Raw genomic sequence first — 18,913 nt, forward strand, 5'->3', positions numbered from 1 at the left:
CCACCCCGCTTGCCACGCTGCCGCGTGGCCGCTCGTTGGAGGCTGTGACGGGCCCACCCGTTCGGTTCTACTGAGCTGGCCAGAGAAAGAAGCCGGCTGTTCTTCCGAAGGCTCCCCGGTGATGCCGGATCAACGCCAGTGGGTCGATTCTACTCAGGCGGAGTGCCCCAAGGGGCTACCTGGCCTCAGGAAACACCTGCGGCCGGGTAGCCCCTTGGAGCCTCGGTTGGTCGCTGCTCATCGGATCAGGCCTGCACCTCGAGCACACCGACGCGCCACAGGGCCGCGTAGACGTGCCGCAGGGGGACGCTCAACAGGCGGGTGGCGCCCTCCACCAGCGGGTCGCCGGCGAGAACGGGCTGCTTGGTGACCTGGCGGGTGGCCTTCTTGGCCGGGACCTGAGTTGTGGCCTGAGTTGTGTCGACGTCGCGCACCACCGTCAGTGTGCGGGCGGGCGCTTGGGTTACCACTTCGTCGTAGAGAGCTGCGGTCATGGTCGCCTCCTGGAGGGGATTTCTAACGGGGACTATCTGGACTGACGCGTCGAAGTCCCGTCGCGGTTCCGATCCCAGAACGCTTGGCCGATAAGCCACTTAGCGTTGCGACGCTCAGCTGAGAACGTCGTGCCGGAGACCGGATCGGGACGAGACGGAGTTCGGACTTCGGTCCGGACTGTCGCTGGAACTCATGTGTCCCTCACCTCCTCGCGGTCACGAACGCGTGCGGTCATCCGCACGCGGCTTGCGCGCAGCATGAGGAGCGAAAACCCGACGACCGTCGGAGATCCGCACCCCTCTCGTCAGAGCTTCGGCACCACACGACGTGTCCGGTATTCCGGAAGCCACCTGGGCTCAACCCTTAAGCCGGGAGGAGCTGTCCTGACCCGGGGCGTCTTTCGACGTTCGGGGTCAGTGGCCTGTATTCGTGTAGACGCCTCACCTAACGAGGTGCATACCCGACCGATAATGCACGACGGGTCCGACCGGGTCAAACTCCTCGGGGCCACGTTTCGCGATCTTTACGGTTTTCCGGGGCGCCTCCACAGGATTCGGCCAGGTTCGAGCCTTTGACCTGCGGGAATGACGCGCCCGGTCGGCACCGATTGTTCATCTTTTGTTTGCCGGCCCCGGCCGGATAGGGGTCAAAACCCTTGCGGGGAAAGCCCTGTCACTTCTCGACGAGGCCCTCGAGCCGCCCGATGGTGTCGATGAACTCCTCGACCATGTCGAGCACAACCGTTCGCGCGGGCCGGACCCGGTCGAGGGAGCCGACCACCTGTCCGACGAAGTAGGTGGCCAGCTCGCGCGCCTTGGCGCCGGGGTGCGCGGCCGCGGAGTTGATGCGTACCTGCGGTTCGGTGACCAGCGCGGTCTGCAACGGCATGCCGAGCGGGTCGGGTTTTTCCGGGCGCTCCCATTCGTCGGTCCAGGCCGTCCGCAGCATCCGCGCCGGCTTGCCCGTCATCGACCGCGACCGCACCGTGTCGGAGGAGCTGGCGGCCAGGAACTTGTCCTTGACCACCGGCGGCGTCTCGGCCTCCTCGGTGGTCAGCCACACCGACCCGCACCACACGCCTTCGGCGCCGAGGGCCAGCGCGGCCGCGATCTGGCGGCCTCGGGCGATGCCGCCGGCGGCGAGAACCGGCACGGGCGACACGGCATCGACGACCTCGGGAACCAGGACCATGGTGGCGACCTCGCCGGTGTGTCCCCCGGCCTCGGTGCCTTGCGCGACGATCAGGTCAACCCCCGCGGCCGCATGCCGTTCCGCGTGGCGCGTGGTGCCGGCCAGCGCGGCCACCAGCACGTCGCGGCCGTGGGCGCGTTCGACGAGGTCCGCCGGGGGTGGGCCCAGCGCGCTGGCGATCAGCCGGATGTCATGGGCGAACACCACGTCCAGCAGCGGCTCGTAGCCCTTGGGCGAGATGTTGAGGCCGCCGGCGGAGCCGCGCGGCTCCTGGGCCGGCGCCGTGATTCCGTAGCGGGCGAGGATGTCGTCGACGAACGCGCGGTGCTCCTCGGGCAGCAGCGCCCGCGCTTGTTTGGCGTCGATGCCGCCTTCGTCCGCGCCGACGTACTTCGGCGGCAGCAGCAGGTCGACCCCGAAGGGCTTGCCCCCCGTCTGCTCCTCGATCCAGTTCAGTTCGTTCTGCAGCCGCTGGGGACTGTGCGCCACCGCGCCGAGGATGCCGAACCCACCCGCATTGGTCACCGCGGCCACCACATCGCGGCAGTGACTGAAGGCGCAGATGGGGAACTCGACGCCGAGCATCTCAGCGACTCTGGTACGCATTGCCCGACGCTAAAGAGCTATCGATCGATATGTCAATCGATGACGGCGTCCGCGGGCGACCGGCCGTCCGGCGGCCAGCTCGCCACGCCCTCCTCGAGCGGGACCTGGAGGCTGTGCAGGAGCGAGGAGACCATCCGCCACGCGCCGATCGCGGAGACGAGCTCGATGAGAACCGTTGTGTCGCCTTGCAATTCGCGCTCGCAGGCCGCCCAGCTCGCGGCGCTCACCGCGCCGTCGCGGACCACGTCGTCGGTGGCGGCCAGCACGGCGCGCTCGGTGGGTCCGAACCCGTCGTGCGCCTGCCAGTCGCGCACGCCGAGCAGGTCCTCGGGGGCCACGCCCAGCCTCGAGGCGACGCGCCAGTGCTGTGTCCATTCGTAGTCGCATGCGGTGAGCCAGCCGATCCGCATGATCACCAACTCGCGCAACCGCGGATCGAGCGCACCGTGCCAGAGCATGGTCGCGAGCAGGTCGTTGATGGCGCGTGCCAGCGGCGGGTGGTTGAGCAGCACCTGGAAGATGCTCAGTTCGGCCATGTAGTTCGGCACGGCCGCTTCGTCGGCGGCGGCCGTGGCTTCGTCGAGTGGCAACTTGGGCACGCGAGCTGTTGTCATAGTGAGCACTTGAGTGTAGCGAACACGCGGGGCGTTCCGATCGCCGACGTGGAAGCCGTTGATGCCGAAGTGTTTACGAGCAGCGCTCAGAGCAGTCCGAGCAGTTGCAGATCGGTGATGTACTTGACGATCACCGGCGCCGTCACGCGCGGGATATCCGGATCGTCGGTGTCGGGGCCGATCTTGGCTTCTCGCACCGCGGCGCGGAAGCGGTCGGTCGGCGCGAGCGAACCGCGGTCCGGTTCGCCGGGCTCGACCTGCTGGGTGCCGGGCAACTGCAGCAGTGGGAGCACCGAGTGTTGACGCTGCCGCTCGGGCAAGTCCTGCAGCGCGGCCTCGAACCGCCGCAGCCAATCCCCGAAGTCGTCGATCCGCTCGATCGGATAGCCGGCATCGACCAGCCAGTCCACGTACTGATCGATGCCGATGCCGTCGTCGTGTGGGTTCATCACGTGATACGTCTCGAACCCGGCGACCGCCTGCACACCCAGCGTGGCGATCGCTTCGGCGGCGAATTCGACGGGCAGCGCGTCGAAGTGCGCGCGCGGCGGGTTGCCGTCGGCGTCGAGGCGATAGAACGAGCGCGGCGCGACCCCGGTGGCCGCGATGCTCAGCACCATCCGGGTGAACATGTCCGACAGATTCAGTTGGCCCGCATAGCTGGTGTCGGCGAGCAGCATGTCGCAGCGGAACACCGAGACCGGCAACCCGCACAGGTCGTGGGACTCCCGCAGCAACACCTCGCCGGACCACTTGCTGTTGGCGTAGCCGTTGGAGTAACCGCCGTCGATGATTCGGGTGGGGCTGATGACCCGGATGTCGGCGTCCTCGGTGAACGCCGCCCGATCGACCCCGTCGCCGACGTTTGCGGTCGAAACATAGCTGTAGGGCTTGAGTTTGGTGGTCAGCGCCAACCGGATGAGCTCGGCGGTGCCGGCCACGTTGGGGCCGAACAGCTCGCTGTAGGGCAGCACGCCATTGACCAGTGCGGCGCAGTCGACGATCAGGTCGACGGTGTCGGCCAGCCGCTGCCACGTCTGCTGGTTCAGGCCGAGGTTCGGCGCGCCCTTGTCGCCGGCGACGACCTCGAGATGGTCGGCGGCCAGGCCCTCGAAGTGGCCCAGCAGTCGGGGGTCGCCGCTGTCGAACGTCTTCTCCAACCGCTGCCATGCCTCCTCGTCGGAACCGGCGCGCACCAGGCAGATCAGCTTGCCGTCCACCCGCTCCAGCTGTTCGAGCCACTGCAGCGCCAGGTAGCGGCCCAGAAAGCCCGTCGCACCGGTCAACAGAACCGTCCGCACCTTCGAGCTTGGGCCGGGTAGCGACGGCGCGTTGCTCAGCGTCGTGGCGTCGATGAACTTGTCCAGCGTCAAGTCGCTGGCATACACCTCGGTGGCTTCACGGCCGTGCACGGACGCAAAGCTGGCCGCGGCGTTGTGCGCCGCCGCGAAATCGTGCCGATCCAACTGCTGACTCAGGCTGCGCACCGACGGCGCATCGAACACGGTTCGCACCGGCACGTGGATATCCAGAGCAGCGTGGATCGCGGCGACCAGGCGCATCGCCGACAGCGAATCGCCGCCGAGGTCGAAGAACGACTCCTCGACCCCGACCCGCTCCACCCCCAGGACCTGGGCGTAGATGTCGGCCAGCGTCTCCTCCACCGGCGTGGCGGGCGGGCGGTAGCGGTCACCGTCGGCGTAGTCCGGCGCCGGCAACGCCCTGGTGTCGAGCTTGCCGTTGACCGTGAGCGGCAGTCCGTCCAGCTTCACCACGGCGGCCGGGACCATGTAGGCGGGTAGCCGGTCGGCCAGCGCCGTCCGCAGTCCGGCCGGGTCGGCGGTCCCGGTGAAGTACGCCACTAGCCGCTTGTCCCCGGGACGGTCCTCGCGGGCGATCACCGCGACGTGTCCGGCCCCCTCGAGACCGGCCAGGGTCGTGCGGATCTCGCCGAGTTCGACGCGGTGCCCGCGGATCTTGACCTGCTCGTCGGCGCGGCCCAGGTACTGCAGTTGCCCGTCCGGGCCCCAGCACACCAAGTCCCCGGTGCGATACATCCGAGTGCCGGGCGCCCCGAAGGGGCACGCCACAAACCGCGACGCGGTCAGACCGGCTCGGCGCATGTAGCCGTACGTCAGCCCCGCTCCGGCTACGTACAGCTCCCCGATGACCCCGGCCGGCGCCGGCCGCAACCAATCGTCGAGGACGACCAGCGCGGCCCCGGGCACCGGTGAACCGATCGGCGGTGGGCCCGACTCCGGCGCCAGCGGCGCACTGATCGCCACGCACATCGTGGACTCGGTCGGGCCGTAGACGTTCAACATCGTCCGCCCCTGCGCCCACCGGTCCACCACCTCTTCCGGGCAAGCCTCACCGGCCACCACCAAGGCCGCCGAGTCCAGACCCTCCACGGCGAGCATTCCCGCCTCCGACGGTGTCTGGGTGAGCACGCTGACCTGTTCGGCAGTGAGCAGCGCGTGCAGCTCCTGCGGCGAGCGGGCCGTGGCGTCGGGCACCACCAGCACCCGCCCGCCGTGCAACAGCGCACCGAAGATCTCCCACACCGACACGTCGAAGACCAGGGAGTGGCTTTGCGACCACACGCCCGCGGCCGGCAGGGGCGCTTCGAGGGGGCCGAACAGCTGTGTGACGTTGCGATGGGTGACCGCGACTCCCTTGGGGGTCCCGGTGGTGCCGGACGTGTAGATGACATAGGCGATGTCGTCGGCGGTCGGCGCCGGCAACGCGCCCTCGGGCTGGGCACCGACGGCGGGGTCGTCGACATCGATGACGCCGAGTTCGAACCCGTCCAGCCGCGACCGGAGGCCGGCCGTCGTCAGCGCGGCGATCGGCGCGGCGTCGGCGAGGATGAACTCGATCCGCGGCGCGGGCAGCCCCGGATCGATCGGCAGGTACGCCGCCCCGGTCTTGAGGACCGCCAAAATCGCCACGATCGCCTCGGCCGAGCGGTCCACGAACAGCCCGACGCATTCACCCGGGCCGGCCCCGCGGCCAATCAGCAAGCGTGCCAACCGGTTTGCGGCGTGGTCGAGTTCGCGGTAGGTCAACGAGCGGTCGCCGCAGCTGACCGCCACCGCCTCGGGAGCGCGGGCCGCCTGGGCGTCGAACAGCTCCAGGATCGACGGCCAGGTCACCGGCCGGTTCGACGCCGCGCGATTACCCCACTCGTCGAGGCGGGCGCGCTCGTCGTCATCGAGCACGTCGATCGATGACAACGGCCGGGCGGGGTCGGCGGTGACGGCCAACAACACCCGGTGCAGGCGATTGATCAGCGTTTCGACGGTGCCGGCATCGAACACGTCGGTGCGGAATTCGACCTGCCCGCCGATCCCGGCGGGCTCACCGGCGTCACTGAAGTGCTCGGCCAGCGAGAAGGTCAGGTCCATGCGCGCGGTGTGGCTGTCCACCGGCAGCGGGGTGACCTGCAGGTCCCCCAGGTTCACGGCAGCGGGATCGTTGTTCTGCCAGGCCAGCATGACCTGGACGAGCGGGTGATGGCTCAGGCTGCGGGCGGGGCGGAGCCGCTCCACCAGCACCTCGAAGGGAACGTCCTGGTGCTCGTAGGCGGCCAGGCTGCGCCCCCGGACCTGCGCCAGCACCTGCGCGACCGTCGGGTCGCCGCCGAGATCCGTCCGCAGCACCAGGGTGTTGACGAAGAAGCCCACCACGTCGTCGAGCAGTGGGTCGCGCCGGCCGGCGATCGGGAAGCCGACGGCCACCTCGCTGCTCCCGCTCAGCGCCGACAACAGCACCGCCAGGGCGGCCTGGACCACCATGAAACTGGTCGCGTTGTGGGCAAGCGCCACCTCACGCACCCGCCGCTGCAACTCGACCGGCCACCGCACACCCACCGTGGCGCCGCGATGGTCGGCCACCAGCGGGTAGGGCCGATCGGTGGGCAACTCGAGCCGCTCGGGCATCCCGGCCAGGTTGTGTTCCCAGAACCGCACCTGCCCGGCGATCGGGCTGTCCGGGTCGTCCAGGTCGCCGAATTGGGCGCGCTGCCACAGCGTGTAGTCGGCGTACTGCACCGCCAGCGGCGCCCATCCGGGCGCAGTGCCCACGCATCGGCTGGCGTAGGCCACGCCGAGGTCACGGACCAGCGGCGTGAGCGACAAGCCGTCGGCGGCGATATGGTGCAGCACCGAGACCATCACGTGTTCGTCCTCGGCCGTGCAGAAAAGCCAGGCGCGCAAGGGGATCTCGGTGCCGAGGTCGAACGCGTAGTGCGCCACCGTCTCGACGGCCTCTTCCAGCCGGTCCGGTGGCCAGGTGGTGGCGTCGACCACGTCCCACCCGACATCGGCGTCCTCGGGCGCGACCACGACCTGTTGCGGGGTCCCTTCGGCCGCGATGAACACCGTGCGCAGGCTTTCGTGGCGGGCCACCACGTCGCCCAACGCGGCACCGAACGCGTCGGCGTCCAGGCGGCCCTGCAGCCGCAACGCCGCCGCCATGTTGTACACCGCCGAGGGCCCCTGCAACTGGTCGAGGAACCACAATCGGGATTGGGCGAAGGACAACGGGATCACCGGTGGACGCTCGATCGCCACCAGGGCCGTGCGCCCCACCCCGTCCGCACCGAGGTGCGGCGCCAACTGGTGGATCGTGGGTGCCTCGAACAGGGACCGCACCCCGAGGTGGACGTTCAGACCGGCGTTGACGGCGGCGATCAAGCGCATCGCCGCGAGTGAATCCCCGCCCAGATCGAAGAACGAGTCGTCGACGCCGACGCGGTCGAGGCCGAGGACCTGGGCGTAGATGCCGGCCAGGATCTCTTCGGTGGGCGTGGCGGGGGCACGGTAAGGAGCGTCGCGGTAATCGGGCGCCGGCAGGGCGCGGGCGTCGAGTTTGCCGTTGACCGTCAACGGGATTGCGTCCACGGCGACGACCGCGGCGGGCACCATGTAGGCCGGCAACCGCTCGGCGAGTGCGGCGCGGATGTGGGCCGGCTCGGCGGCCCCGGTCACGTAGCCCACCAGCCGCTTGTCCCCCGGCCGGTCTTCACGGGCGATCACCGCCGCCTGCTCCACCCCGTCCAAACCCGCTAGTGCCGCGCGGATTTCGCCGAGCTCGATGCGGTAGCCGCGGATCTTGACCTGATCGTCCGCGCGCCCGAGGTAGCGCAGCTGCCCGTCGGCGCCCCAGCGCACCAGATCCCCGGTGCGATACATCCGTTGACCAGGCGCTCCCGACGGACACGCCACGAAGCGTGACGCCGTCAGGCCCGACCGGCCCACGTACCCACACGCCAGACCCCGGCCCGCCACATACAACTCGCCCACCACTCCGACCGGCACCGGCCGCAACCAGTCATCCAGCACGAGGAAGGCGAGGTGCGCCAGGGGAATTCCGATGGGGCTGCCCGCGCTGCCGGCGTCCCAAGCGACGATCTCGCGGAACGAGGCGTGCACCGTGGTCTCGGTGGTGCCGTACATGTTGATCAGCCGCGGCCGCCCCGGATGGTTGTCCAGCCAGTTGCCCAGCCGCTGGGGTTCGAGCGCCTCGCCACCGAACACCAGCGTCTGCAGCTTGAGTTGCTGGGCGAGGTCGGGTGAGAGCGCATCGGCCGTTTGCAGCGCGTCGAACGCGGACGGCGTCTGACTCAGCACGCTGACCTGTTCACGAACCAGCAAGGCATACAGGTCTTCTGGTGATCGGACCACCGCGTCGGGCACGACCACCAGACGGCCACCGCGCAACAGGGCGCCGAAGATCTCCCACACCGAGAAGTCGAACGCCAGCGAGTGGCACTGCGTCCACACCTGCCCGAGTTCCAGCTCCCCATCCAATGCCTCCAAGAGCTGGGTGACGCTGCGGTGGGTGACCGCCACCCCCTTGGGGATTCCGGTCGTACCGGACGTGTAGATGACGTAGGCGATGTCCGCCGGGGCCGGTGCCGGCAACGCGGCATCGGGCAGCGTGTCCACCCTCGGGTCGTCGATCTCGATTACCGGGAGGCCGCAGCCATCGAGCCGCGACCGCAGCTCGCTCGTCGTGAGTACGGCCACCGGCGAGGCATCGGTGAGCATGAAGCCGATCCGCGCCGCCGGCAGCCCCGGATCGATCGGCACATAGGCCGCACCGGATTTCAGTACCGCCAGCATCGCCGCGACCGCCCCGGCCGACCGGGGAATCAGCAGGGCCACCCGCTGTCCCGGACCCGCGCCATGGTCGGCCAACAGCCGAGCCAATCGGTTTGCGGCAGAGTCGAATTGGCGGTAGGTCCACGAGCGATTTCCGCAGCTGATCGCAACCGCGTCCGGGGTGCGATTCACCTGGGCGGCCAGCAGCTGGGGAATCGACAGTCCCGTCGGCGCGGGTTGATTGAGCGCGGCGTGGTTGCCGATGACCTCGAGGCGGGCGTGTTCTGCCTCGTCGAGCACGTCGATCGACGACAGCCGGCGGGCGGGGTCGGCCGTGATGGCCGCCACCACCCGCTGGAGCCGTGCGACAAGCGTTGCGACGGTGGCGGTGTCGAACACGTCGGTACGGAACTCGACGGCTCCGCCGATCCCGGCGGGGCGGCCGTTGTCGGTCCAGCGTTCGGCCACCGAGAACAACAGATCCGTGCGGGCGGTGCGGGTGTCCACCGGCAGCGGGGTAACCTGCAGATCGCCAAGGCTCAGGGCGGTGGGGTCGTTGTTCTGCCAGGCCAGCATCACCTGGACGAGCGGATGATGGCCCAGGCTGCGGGTGGGGTTCAGCCGTTCCACGAGCAGCTCGAAGGGCACGTCCTGGTGCTCATAGGCGGCCAGGCTGCGCTGCCGCACCTGGGCCAACAGCTCGGCGACGGTGGGATCCCCGGCCAGATCCACCCGCAGCACCAAGGTATTGACGAAGAAGCCCACGACCTCGTCGAGCACGGGATCGCGGCGCCCGGCGATCGGAAAGCCCACGGCCACATCGGCGCTCGCACTGAGCTTGGCGAGCAGTACCGCCAGGGCCGCCTGCATCACCATGAAACCGGTCGCATTGTGCGACCGGGCCACCTCGCGTACCCGGTCCTGCAACTCGGCCGGCCAGTCGACTTCCACGCTCGCCCCGCGGTAATCGGCCACCGCCGGATAGGGCCGATCGGTGGGCAACTCGAGACGCTCGGGCATCCCGGCCAAAGCGTCCTGCCAGTACCGCAACTGGCCGGCGATCGGGCTGTCCGGGTCGTCGAGATCACCGAGTTGGGCCCGCTGCCACAGCGTGTAGTCGGCGTACTGCACGGCCAGCGGCGCCCATCCCGGCGCCCGCCCCTCGCACCGGCTGGCGTAGGCGACGCCGAGGTCGCGCACCAGTGGGGTGAGCGACCAGCCGTCGGCGGCGATGTGATGCACGACGGCCACCAGCAGGTGCTCGGCCTCGGCCACTCGGAAAAGTTTTGCGCGCAGGGGCAGCTCGGCGGTCAGGTCGAACGGATGCCCCGCGGCCGCTCCGACGGCCTCACCCAACCGCGTCGCGGACCAGCCGGTGGCGTCCACCACTGCCCATCCGGGGTCGGCGTCCTCGGGCCGCACCACCACCTGCTGGGCTGTTCCCCCGGTCGCGACGAACACCGTGCGCAGGCTTTCGTGCCGGGCGAGCACGTCGGCCAGCGCGGCGCGCAACGCCTCGGCTTCCAGGTGTCCGCGCACGCGCAGCGCCGCGGCCATGTTGTACACCGGCGAGGGCCCGTGCAGCTGATCGATGAACCACAGCCGGGACTGCGCGAACGACAAGGGCAGCACCGCCGGCCGCGCGCCGGCCACCACGCGCGCCGGTGCACCGTCGCCCGCGGCAAGGAGCGGCGCCAGCCGGCGAATGGTGGGTGCCTCGAACACCGCACGCACCGACAGCTGGGCATCCAATCCCGCGTTGACGGCGGCGACCAGGCGCATGGCCGTCAGCGAATCGCCACCCAGGTCGAAGAACGATTCCTCGACACCGACGCGGGCCAATCCCAATACCCTGGCATAGATTTCGGCGAGGATGCCCTCGACCGGCGTCGCCGGGGCGCGGTAGGAATCGGTGTCGTGGTATTCCGGCGCCGGCAGGGCCCGGGTGTCGAGTTTGCCGTTGACCGTCAACGGGATCGCGTCCATTGCGACGACCGCGGCGGGCACCATGTGGGCGGGCAACCGCTCGGCGAGCGCGGAGCGGATCCCCGCCGGGTCGGCGGTTCCCGTCATGTAGCCCACCAGCCGGCCCTCGCGGGCGATCACCGCCGCCTGCTCGACTCCGGCCAAAGTGGTCAGCGCCGAATGGATTTCACCAAGTTCGATGCGATAGCCCCGAATCTTGACCTGGTCATCGGCGCGCCGCACATAACGAAGCTGCCCGTCGGAGCCCCAGCGCACCAGGTCCCCGGTGCGATACATGCGCGCCCCGGCCCCGCCGAACGGGCACGCCACGAAGCGCGACGACGTCAGCCCGGATCGGCCCAGATACCCGCACGCCACACCGCGGCCGGCGACATACAACTCGCCGACCATACCGGCCGGCACCGGCCGTAACCACTTGTCCAACACCATTATCGCGGCGCCGGACACCGGGGCGCCGATCGGCGGGGCTCCGGCTCCCCCGGTCAGCGGGGCGCTAATCGTCGCGTCCACGGTGGTCTCGGTCGGGCCGTAGGCGTTGACCACCACCCGGCCCGGCGCCCACCGATCCACCAGCTCGGCCGGGCAAGGCTCGCCACCGATCACCAGGGCCACCGCATCCAGGCCCTCCGGCGACAACGCACTCGCCTCGGACGGGGTTTGGCTCAGCACGCTCACTTGTTCGCGAATCAGCAACGCGCGCAGCTCTTCCGGTGCCTGGACCACCGGTTCGGGCACCACGACCAGCCGCCCCCCGTCGAGCAGCGCGCCGAAGATCTCCTGGACCGAGACGTCGAAGCCCAGCGAGTGGCAGTGCGACCAGACGCCCGCCGCCGGCAGGGGCGCGTGCAGCGACGCCATCAGCTGGGTCACGTTGTGGTGGGTGACCGCCACGCCCTTGGGCACACCCGTGGTGCCGGACGTGTAGATCAGGTACGCGATGTCCTCCGGGGCGGGCGAGGGCAACGCCGTGGCGGGTTGGGTGCGCACCGACGGATCGTTGACGTCGACGACCGGCACATCAGACCCATTGAGCCGCGACCGTAGGGCCGCGGTGGTGACGGCGACCACCGGCGCGGCGTCGGCGATCATGAACCCGACCCGCGCGGCCGGTAGGCCGGGGTCGATCGGCAGGTAGGCGGCCCCCGTCTTGAGCACCGCCAGGATCGCGGCGATGGCGTCGGTGGACCGCGAAAACAGCAGCGCCACAAAGGCACCGGGGCCGGCGCCGTGGCCCGCCAGTCGGTGCGCCAGGCGATTCGCGGCCTCGTCCAGTCTTTGATACGTCATGGACGTGCCGTCGAAGCTCAGCGCCACCGCCTCCGGCGTACGGGCCACGTGGGTGGCGAACACCTCCGGAATCGACCTCCCGGGCACCGGGTCGCTCAGTACCGCGTGGTTTCCCCACCCGGCCAGACGGGCGTGCTCCGACTCGTGGAGCGTATCGATCGTCGACATCAGGCGGGTGGGGTCGCCCGTCATGCCCGCCAGCAACCGACGGAACCGCTCGACCATCGCCTCGATGCCGGCCGCGTCGAACACGTCGGTGTCGAATTCGACACGCAGGCCGAGCACTTCACCCGGAACGGCTTGCACCGACAGCGGATAGTGGTTGAACTCACGGCTGGTGAAGTCGGTGACAGTGAGCTCATGGACGCCCGCCAATGCGGCGGTGTCGACCGGATAGTTTTCGTACACGAACAAGGTGTCGAACAACTGGTCGTGTCCAGTCGCGCGGTGGATTTCGGACAGCGCCAGATGCTGGTGTTCGAGCGTGTGATTATGGGCGCGGCGCAGCTGGTCGAGCAGGCCGGCGACGGTCGTTGCCCCGGTGATGATGGCCCGCACCGGAACCGTGTTGATCAGCAAGCCCACCATTGACTCGGCGCCCGACACCTCGGCCGGCCGGCCCGAGACCACGGCGCCGAAGACCACGTCGTCGTGGCCGGTCAGCCACGCCAACAGCTGCGCCCACGCGGCCTGCAGGACGGTGCTGACGGTGGTGTGCGACGAGCGCGCCAGCCCGCTCAGGGCCCGCGTCGTCTCCGCCGGCACTTGGAAGGTGGCCACGCCCCGCCGGCCTACCCGACCCGGTGGGCGCACCAACGTCGGGGTGTCGAACCCGTCGAACGCCTGGCGCCACGCGGCTTTTGCCGCCGCCACGTCTCGGTCCGCGAGCCAGCTGAGGTAGCTGCGAAACGGCGCCGCCGGCGGCAACCGCTCTCGGTAATAGCCGGCGAAGATCTCCTGAAGCAGGATCGGCAGCGACCATCCGTCCATCACGATGTGGTGGACGGTCAGGACGAAGCGGTGCCGGTCGGTTGCGGTGCGGATCAAAGCGGCCCGGAACGCCGGGCGGACGGCGAGGTCGCAGACCGCAGCGCGTTCGGCGGCGCACAGCTGCCCGATCTGCTCGCCCGGGTCCGGGTCGTCGGCGTCGAGTTGGAGATAGCGCCAGGCCAGCGCCGGGTCGGCCGGGATGAGCTGCACGGGTTCGTCGAAATCTTCGCAGAACCGGGCCACCAGATTGGGGTGCCGGTTCAGCACGGTGTGCACGGCCTCGCGAAGGCGCTGCGGCTCGAGCGGGCCGCACACGGTGATGTCCAGTTGCACCGCATACACGTCGTCGCCGGGGCCGCGTTCGGTAGTGGCGTGGAAAAGCAGGCCCTGCTGCAGCGGGGTCAGCGGCAACACGTCGGCGGTCGGGTGCCGGCCGCACACCTCGTCGATCTCCTGCTGGCTCAGCCGGGCCGGTGCGATGTCCGACGGGGTCAATCCGCCCCCGCCGTTTCGCACGTGCGCGCAGATGCCGGCCAGCGCGTCACACCACAATTGGCTGACTCGGCTGACTTGAACGCGCCCGAGCGCTGACGGCGCCCATGTCCAATTCGCCCGCAGGCTAGGCCCATTCGCGGTTTCCGCGGTGCCGGCGTTGAGTTCCAGCGTGTGCCCCAGCGGCATGGGCAGCGCCGCGGTCGCGGCGGTCAGCGACAGGCCCTCTTGGTCGAGTCGCCACAATTCCGCTGGCAACTCGGCCGCCCCACCGAGCCGTCCCAGGTAGTTGAAACCGATCACCGGATCCGGACCATCCAGTCCCACTTCGGGATTCAGATAGCGCAGCAGCCCATAGGTCAGCCCGTCCGGCAGTGCCCGCAACTGTTCTTTGGCGTTCTTGACGAGCGCGCCGAGCTCGCCGTCACCGGCTTTGACCTTCGCCCAGTCCGGCTTACCCAGGGTGAACGCGACCGGATATTTGGCCGTGAACCACCCCACCGTGCGCGACAGGTCGACGCGCGGGCCCACGTCTTCGTGGCGGCCGTGGCCCTCGATATCGATAGAAAGCGGCGCGCCGGTGCCCAGGAATTCGTTGATCGCCAACCCGAGGGCGACCACCAAAATGTCCTGGACACCGGCGTGAAGCGCCGCCGGCACTGCCCCCAGCAACAAGCGAGTGGTTTCGACATCCAGTGAGACCGACAATTGTTCGGCCGTCTGATAGGTATCCGCGTCGGGGCGCACCGCCGGCAACGCGGCGGGGATCGCCGCCACCCGGCGCCAGGTGTCCGCCAACGCGACAACCTCGGGGCGGCGGGCGTGCTCCGCCAGCAGTGCCGACCAGCGGGCGAACGACGTCCCACCCGCGGGCAGCGCCACCGGCCGCCCGCTGTGCAGCTGGCTCCACGCGATGTTCAAGTCCTCCAACAGGATTCGCCACGACACTCCGTCTACAGCGAGGTGGTGGACGACCAGCGCCAACCGGCCGGTGGACTCCGCCCATACCGCCCGCAGCATCGTCCCCGCGGCCGGGTTCAAGCGCGACCGCGCCGCTACCAACGCGGCTTCGGACAACACGTCGACAGTGCGTACGCACCCGCGCGCGTCGACCGTTCCGGGTTCGGGCACCTGCAGCGACCAGCCGCCGGCGCCGTCGTCGTCGACGCGCAGCCGCAGCATGGGGTGCCGATCGATCATGGCCTGTAGCAGCGCCACCACGTCGTCATGGGTGGCGCCCGCGGGGGCTTGGACCACCATGGCCTGGTTGAACTGGTCGACCGCCCCGTCGACCCGGTGCAGCCAGTGCATGATCGGGGTGGCCACGACTTCGCCGATGCCCTCGTCGATCACGTCGTCGTCGGTGACCACTCCGGCCACCCGGGCCAGCCTGGCCACGGTCTGCTCGACGAAGATGTCGCGCGGGCGGAACACGACGCCGGCCGCCCGCGCCCGGGCCACCACCTGCATCGACAAGATGCTGTCGCCGCCCAGGTCGAAGAAGGAGTCGTCGACCCCGACGCGGTCCACGCCCAGCACCTGGGCGTAAATGCCGCCGAGGACCTCTTCGACCGCGTCGCCCGGCGCGCGATAACTCTCGGCGGTTTGGTAGTCGGGCGATGGCAGTGCTCGGCTGTCGAGTTTGCCGTTAACCGTCAGCGGCAGCTGATCCAGTGCGACGACCGCGGCCGGGACCATGTAGTTGGGCAACCGGTCGGCCAGTTGGGCGCGGGCATGGGCGGGCTCGGCCGTCCCGGTGATGTAAGCAACGAGGCGCTTGTCGCCGGGTCGATCCTCGCGGACGACCACGGCCGCCTGCGCGACCCCGGTCAAACCGGTTAGCGCCGTGCGGATTTCGCCGAGCTCGATGCGGTAGCCGCGGATCTTGACCTGCTCGTCGATCCGCCCAAGGTATTGCAGCTGACCATCGGGATCCCAGCACGCCAGGTCTCCGGTGCGATACATGCGTTGTCCAGGCGCCCCGGCCCCGCCGAGCGGGCATGCCACGAACCGCGAGGCGGTCAACCCCGACCGGCTCACGTACCCACACGCCACGCCGCGTCCGGCCACATACAACTCGCCCACCACGCCGACCGGCACCGGCCGCAACCACTTATCCAACACGAACAACGCCGCACCCGGCACGGGCGACCCGATCGGCGGCGCTCCGGTTCCCGCCGCCAGCGGCGCGGTCATCGCCGCGTACATGGTGGTCTCCGTCGGACCGTATTGGTTGACCATCACGCGCCCGGGCGCCCACCGGTCCACCACCTCGGGCGGACAGGGCTCCCCGCCCATCACCAGCGTCGCCGCCGCCTCCAGACCCTGCGGCGATAACGCCGCCACCGCCGAGGGGGTGTGGCTCAACACGCTGACCTGCTCGCGAACCAGCATGGCATGCAGGTCTTCCGGTGAGCGCACGACGTTCTCGGGCACGATGACCAGCCGGCCGCCGCGGAGCAGCGGCCCGAAGATTTCCCAGACCGAGAAGTCGAACGCCAGCGAGTGGCATTGCGACCACACCTCGCCGAGTTCCAGCTCTTCGTGCACCGATTCGAGCAGTTGGGTGACGTTGTGGTGGGTGACTGCCACGCCCTTGGGCACTCCGGTGGTTCCCGAGGTGTAGATGATGTAGGCGATGTTCTCGGGGTCCGGCGCCGCCGGTCCGCCGTTGGGTTGGGTTGCTATTTCGGGGTCGTCGAAGTCGATGACGGCGAGGTCCGACCCGTCGAGCCGCGACCGCAACTCGGGGCTGGCGATCGCGGCGAGCGGTATGGCGTCGGTGAGCATGAACTGGATGCGCGCGGCGGGCAGCCCCGGGTCGATGGGCAGGTAGGCCGCCCCGGTTTTGAGCACCGCCAGTATCGCGATGACGGCCTGGGCCGAACGCTCGGCCAGCAGCGCCACGCACTCCCCCGGGCCGGCGCCGTACTCAATCAGCAGGTGCGCCAACCGATTAGCGGAGTGCTCGACCTCGGCGTAGGTCCACGGACGCCCGCCGCAGGTGATCGCCACCGACTCGGGTGCGCGGTCGACCTGGGTGGCGAACAACTCCGGGATCGAGGTTCCCGGGGACGCGGGCCGGCTCAGCACCGCGCGGTTGCCGATGACCTCGAGCCGCGCGTGCTCGTTCGCATCGAGCACATCGATCGACGAGAGCCGACGCGCGGGATCGGTGGTCATCGCGACCAATACGTGGTGCAGTTGCTCGATCATTCCCTCGATGCGGGTGGTGTTGTATACGTCGGTACGGAATTCCACCGCCCCTCCGATGCCGGCGGGCTGGCCGTCCTCGGTCCAGCGTTCGGCCAGCGAGAACACCAGATCCATGCGGGCGCTGTGGGTGTCCGTCGGCAGCGGGGTGATTTGTAGGTCACCCAGGGTGAGGTCGGCGAAATCGTGGTTCTGCCAGGCTAAGACGACTTGGATGAGGGGGTGGTGGCTCAGGCTGCGGGTTGGATGCAACCGCTCCACGAGGACTTCGAAGGGCACGTCCTGATGTTCGTAGGCGGCCAGGCTGCGCTGCTGCACCTGAGCCAAAAGCTCAGCCACGGTCGGGTTCCCGGATAGATCGGTACGCAACACCAGCGTGTTGACGAAGAAGCCGACCAACTCGTCCAGCGCGAGATCACGACGCCCGGCGATCGGAAAACCCACCGCGACATCCGAAGTCGCGCCCAGCTTGGCCAACACCACCGCCAACGCGGCCTGCACCACCATGAAACTGGTCGCATTGTGTTCACCGGCCACCTCACGCACCCGCTGCTGCAACTGCGCGGGCCACTCCACGGCCACCCGCGCCCCCCGATAATCAGCCACCGCCGGATATCCGCGATCCGTCGGCAACTCCAACCGCTCAGGCATCCCCGCCAACGCGTCCATCCAATAGGCCAACTGCGCGGCGATCGCACTGTGCGGATCATCCAGATCACCGAACTGCGCCTGTTGCCACATCGTGTAATCGACGTATTGCACCGGTAGTTCGGCCCAGCCCGGCGCCTCACCCGCACATCGGCTGGCATACGCCACGCCCAGATCACGCACCAACGGCGTGATCGACCACCCGTCAGCGGCAATATGGTGAGCCACCGCCACGAGCACATGCTCACCGTCGCCCAGCCGGAAAAGCGTCGCCCGCAACGGAATCTCGACTGCCAGATCAAACGAGTACCGCGCCGCCGCAGCAATGGCTTCCTCGAGCCGGCTCGCCGGCCACCCGCCGGCATCTACGACTTGCCAGCCGAAGTCAAAGCGCCCGACCGGGACGACCACTTGCTGCGGGGTCCCTTCCGGCGCAACGAAGATCGTGCGCAGGCTTTCATGCCGCGCGATCACATCGGCCAGCGCCATCCCCAGCACGTCGGCATCCAGCCCTCCCCGCAAGCGCAACGCCACCGCCATGTTGTGGACCGGCGAAGCGCCGTGCAGCTGATCGAGGAACCACAACCGAGACTGGGCGAACGACAGCGGCACCACCGCGGGCCGCGCACCGGCCACCACCCGCGCCAGCCGACCTTCGCCCTCATCGAGGCGCGGCGCCAGCTGGCGGATCGTCGGCGCCTCGAACAACGCCCGGACCGTAAGGGCGGCATCCAGACTGGTGTTCACCGCGGCGACCAGACGCATCGCCGACAGCGAATCCCCACCCAAGTCGAAGAAGGAGTCGTCGACCCCGATGCGGCCGAGGCCAAGAACCTGGGCATAAATCCCGGCAAGGACCTCTTCGGTAAGGGTGGCCGGGGCGCGGTACCCACGACCGAGGTGGCCGGGGGCCGGGAGCGCGTGGGTATCGAGTTTGCCGTTGAGCGTCAACGGCAGGGCGGCCAGGGGCATGATCGCGGACGGAACCATGTAAGCCGGCAGCCGCTCGGCGAGCTGGGTGCGCACCACGGCGGGATCGGCGGTGCCGGTCAGGTATGCCACCAGCCGCTTGTCCCCGGGCCGGTCCTCCCGGGCGATTACGACCGCCTGCTCGACCCCAGCCAAACCCGTTAGGACGGTTTGGATTTCGCCGAGCTCGATGCGATACCCACGTACCTTGACCTGCTCATCCGAGCGTCCCACATATCGCAGTTGGCCATCGGGCCCCCACCACACCAGGTCCCCGGTCCGATACATCCGCTGCCCGGGCCCGCCGAACGCCGA

The 18,913-nt window shown here is 69.3% G+C and carries 4 protein-coding genes and 1 riboswitch; all 4 genes read right to left on the minus strand.

The window, feature by feature from the left end; all coding sequences use genetic code 11:
* Nucleotides 1–245: 245 nt before the first annotated feature.
* Entirely contained in the window at nucleotides 246–494 is a 249-nt protein-coding gene (locus tag A5756_RS14350) for an Rv1535 family protein (protein WP_066953316.1), read from the minus strand.
* Between the two features lie 290 nt (nucleotides 495–784).
* A riboswitch (M-box (ykoK) riboswitch) is annotated at nucleotides 785–954 on the minus strand.
* 213 nt (nucleotides 955–1,167) lie between these two features.
* A complete protein-coding gene (locus tag A5756_RS14355; protein WP_066953318.1) occupies nucleotides 1,168–2,292 on the minus strand; it encodes a nitronate monooxygenase family protein in 1,125 nt (374 codons plus the stop codon).
* Nucleotides 2,293–2,324: 32 nt separating this feature from the next.
* Entirely contained in the window at nucleotides 2,325–2,906 is a 582-nt protein-coding gene (locus A5756_RS14360; protein ID WP_066953319.1) for a carboxymuconolactone decarboxylase family protein, read from the minus strand.
* An 86-nt stretch (nucleotides 2,907–2,992) separates the two neighbouring features.
* Nucleotides 2,993–18,913, minus strand: a 15,921-nt coding sequence (locus tag A5756_RS14365) for a non-ribosomal peptide synthase/polyketide synthase (protein WP_156659516.1), incomplete at its 5' end; no start/stop codon positions are given.

This window comes from Mycobacterium sp. 852002-53434_SCH5985345 (assembly GCF_001667155.1).
Taxonomy (GTDB): domain Bacteria; phylum Actinomycetota; class Actinomycetes; order Mycobacteriales; family Mycobacteriaceae; genus Mycobacterium.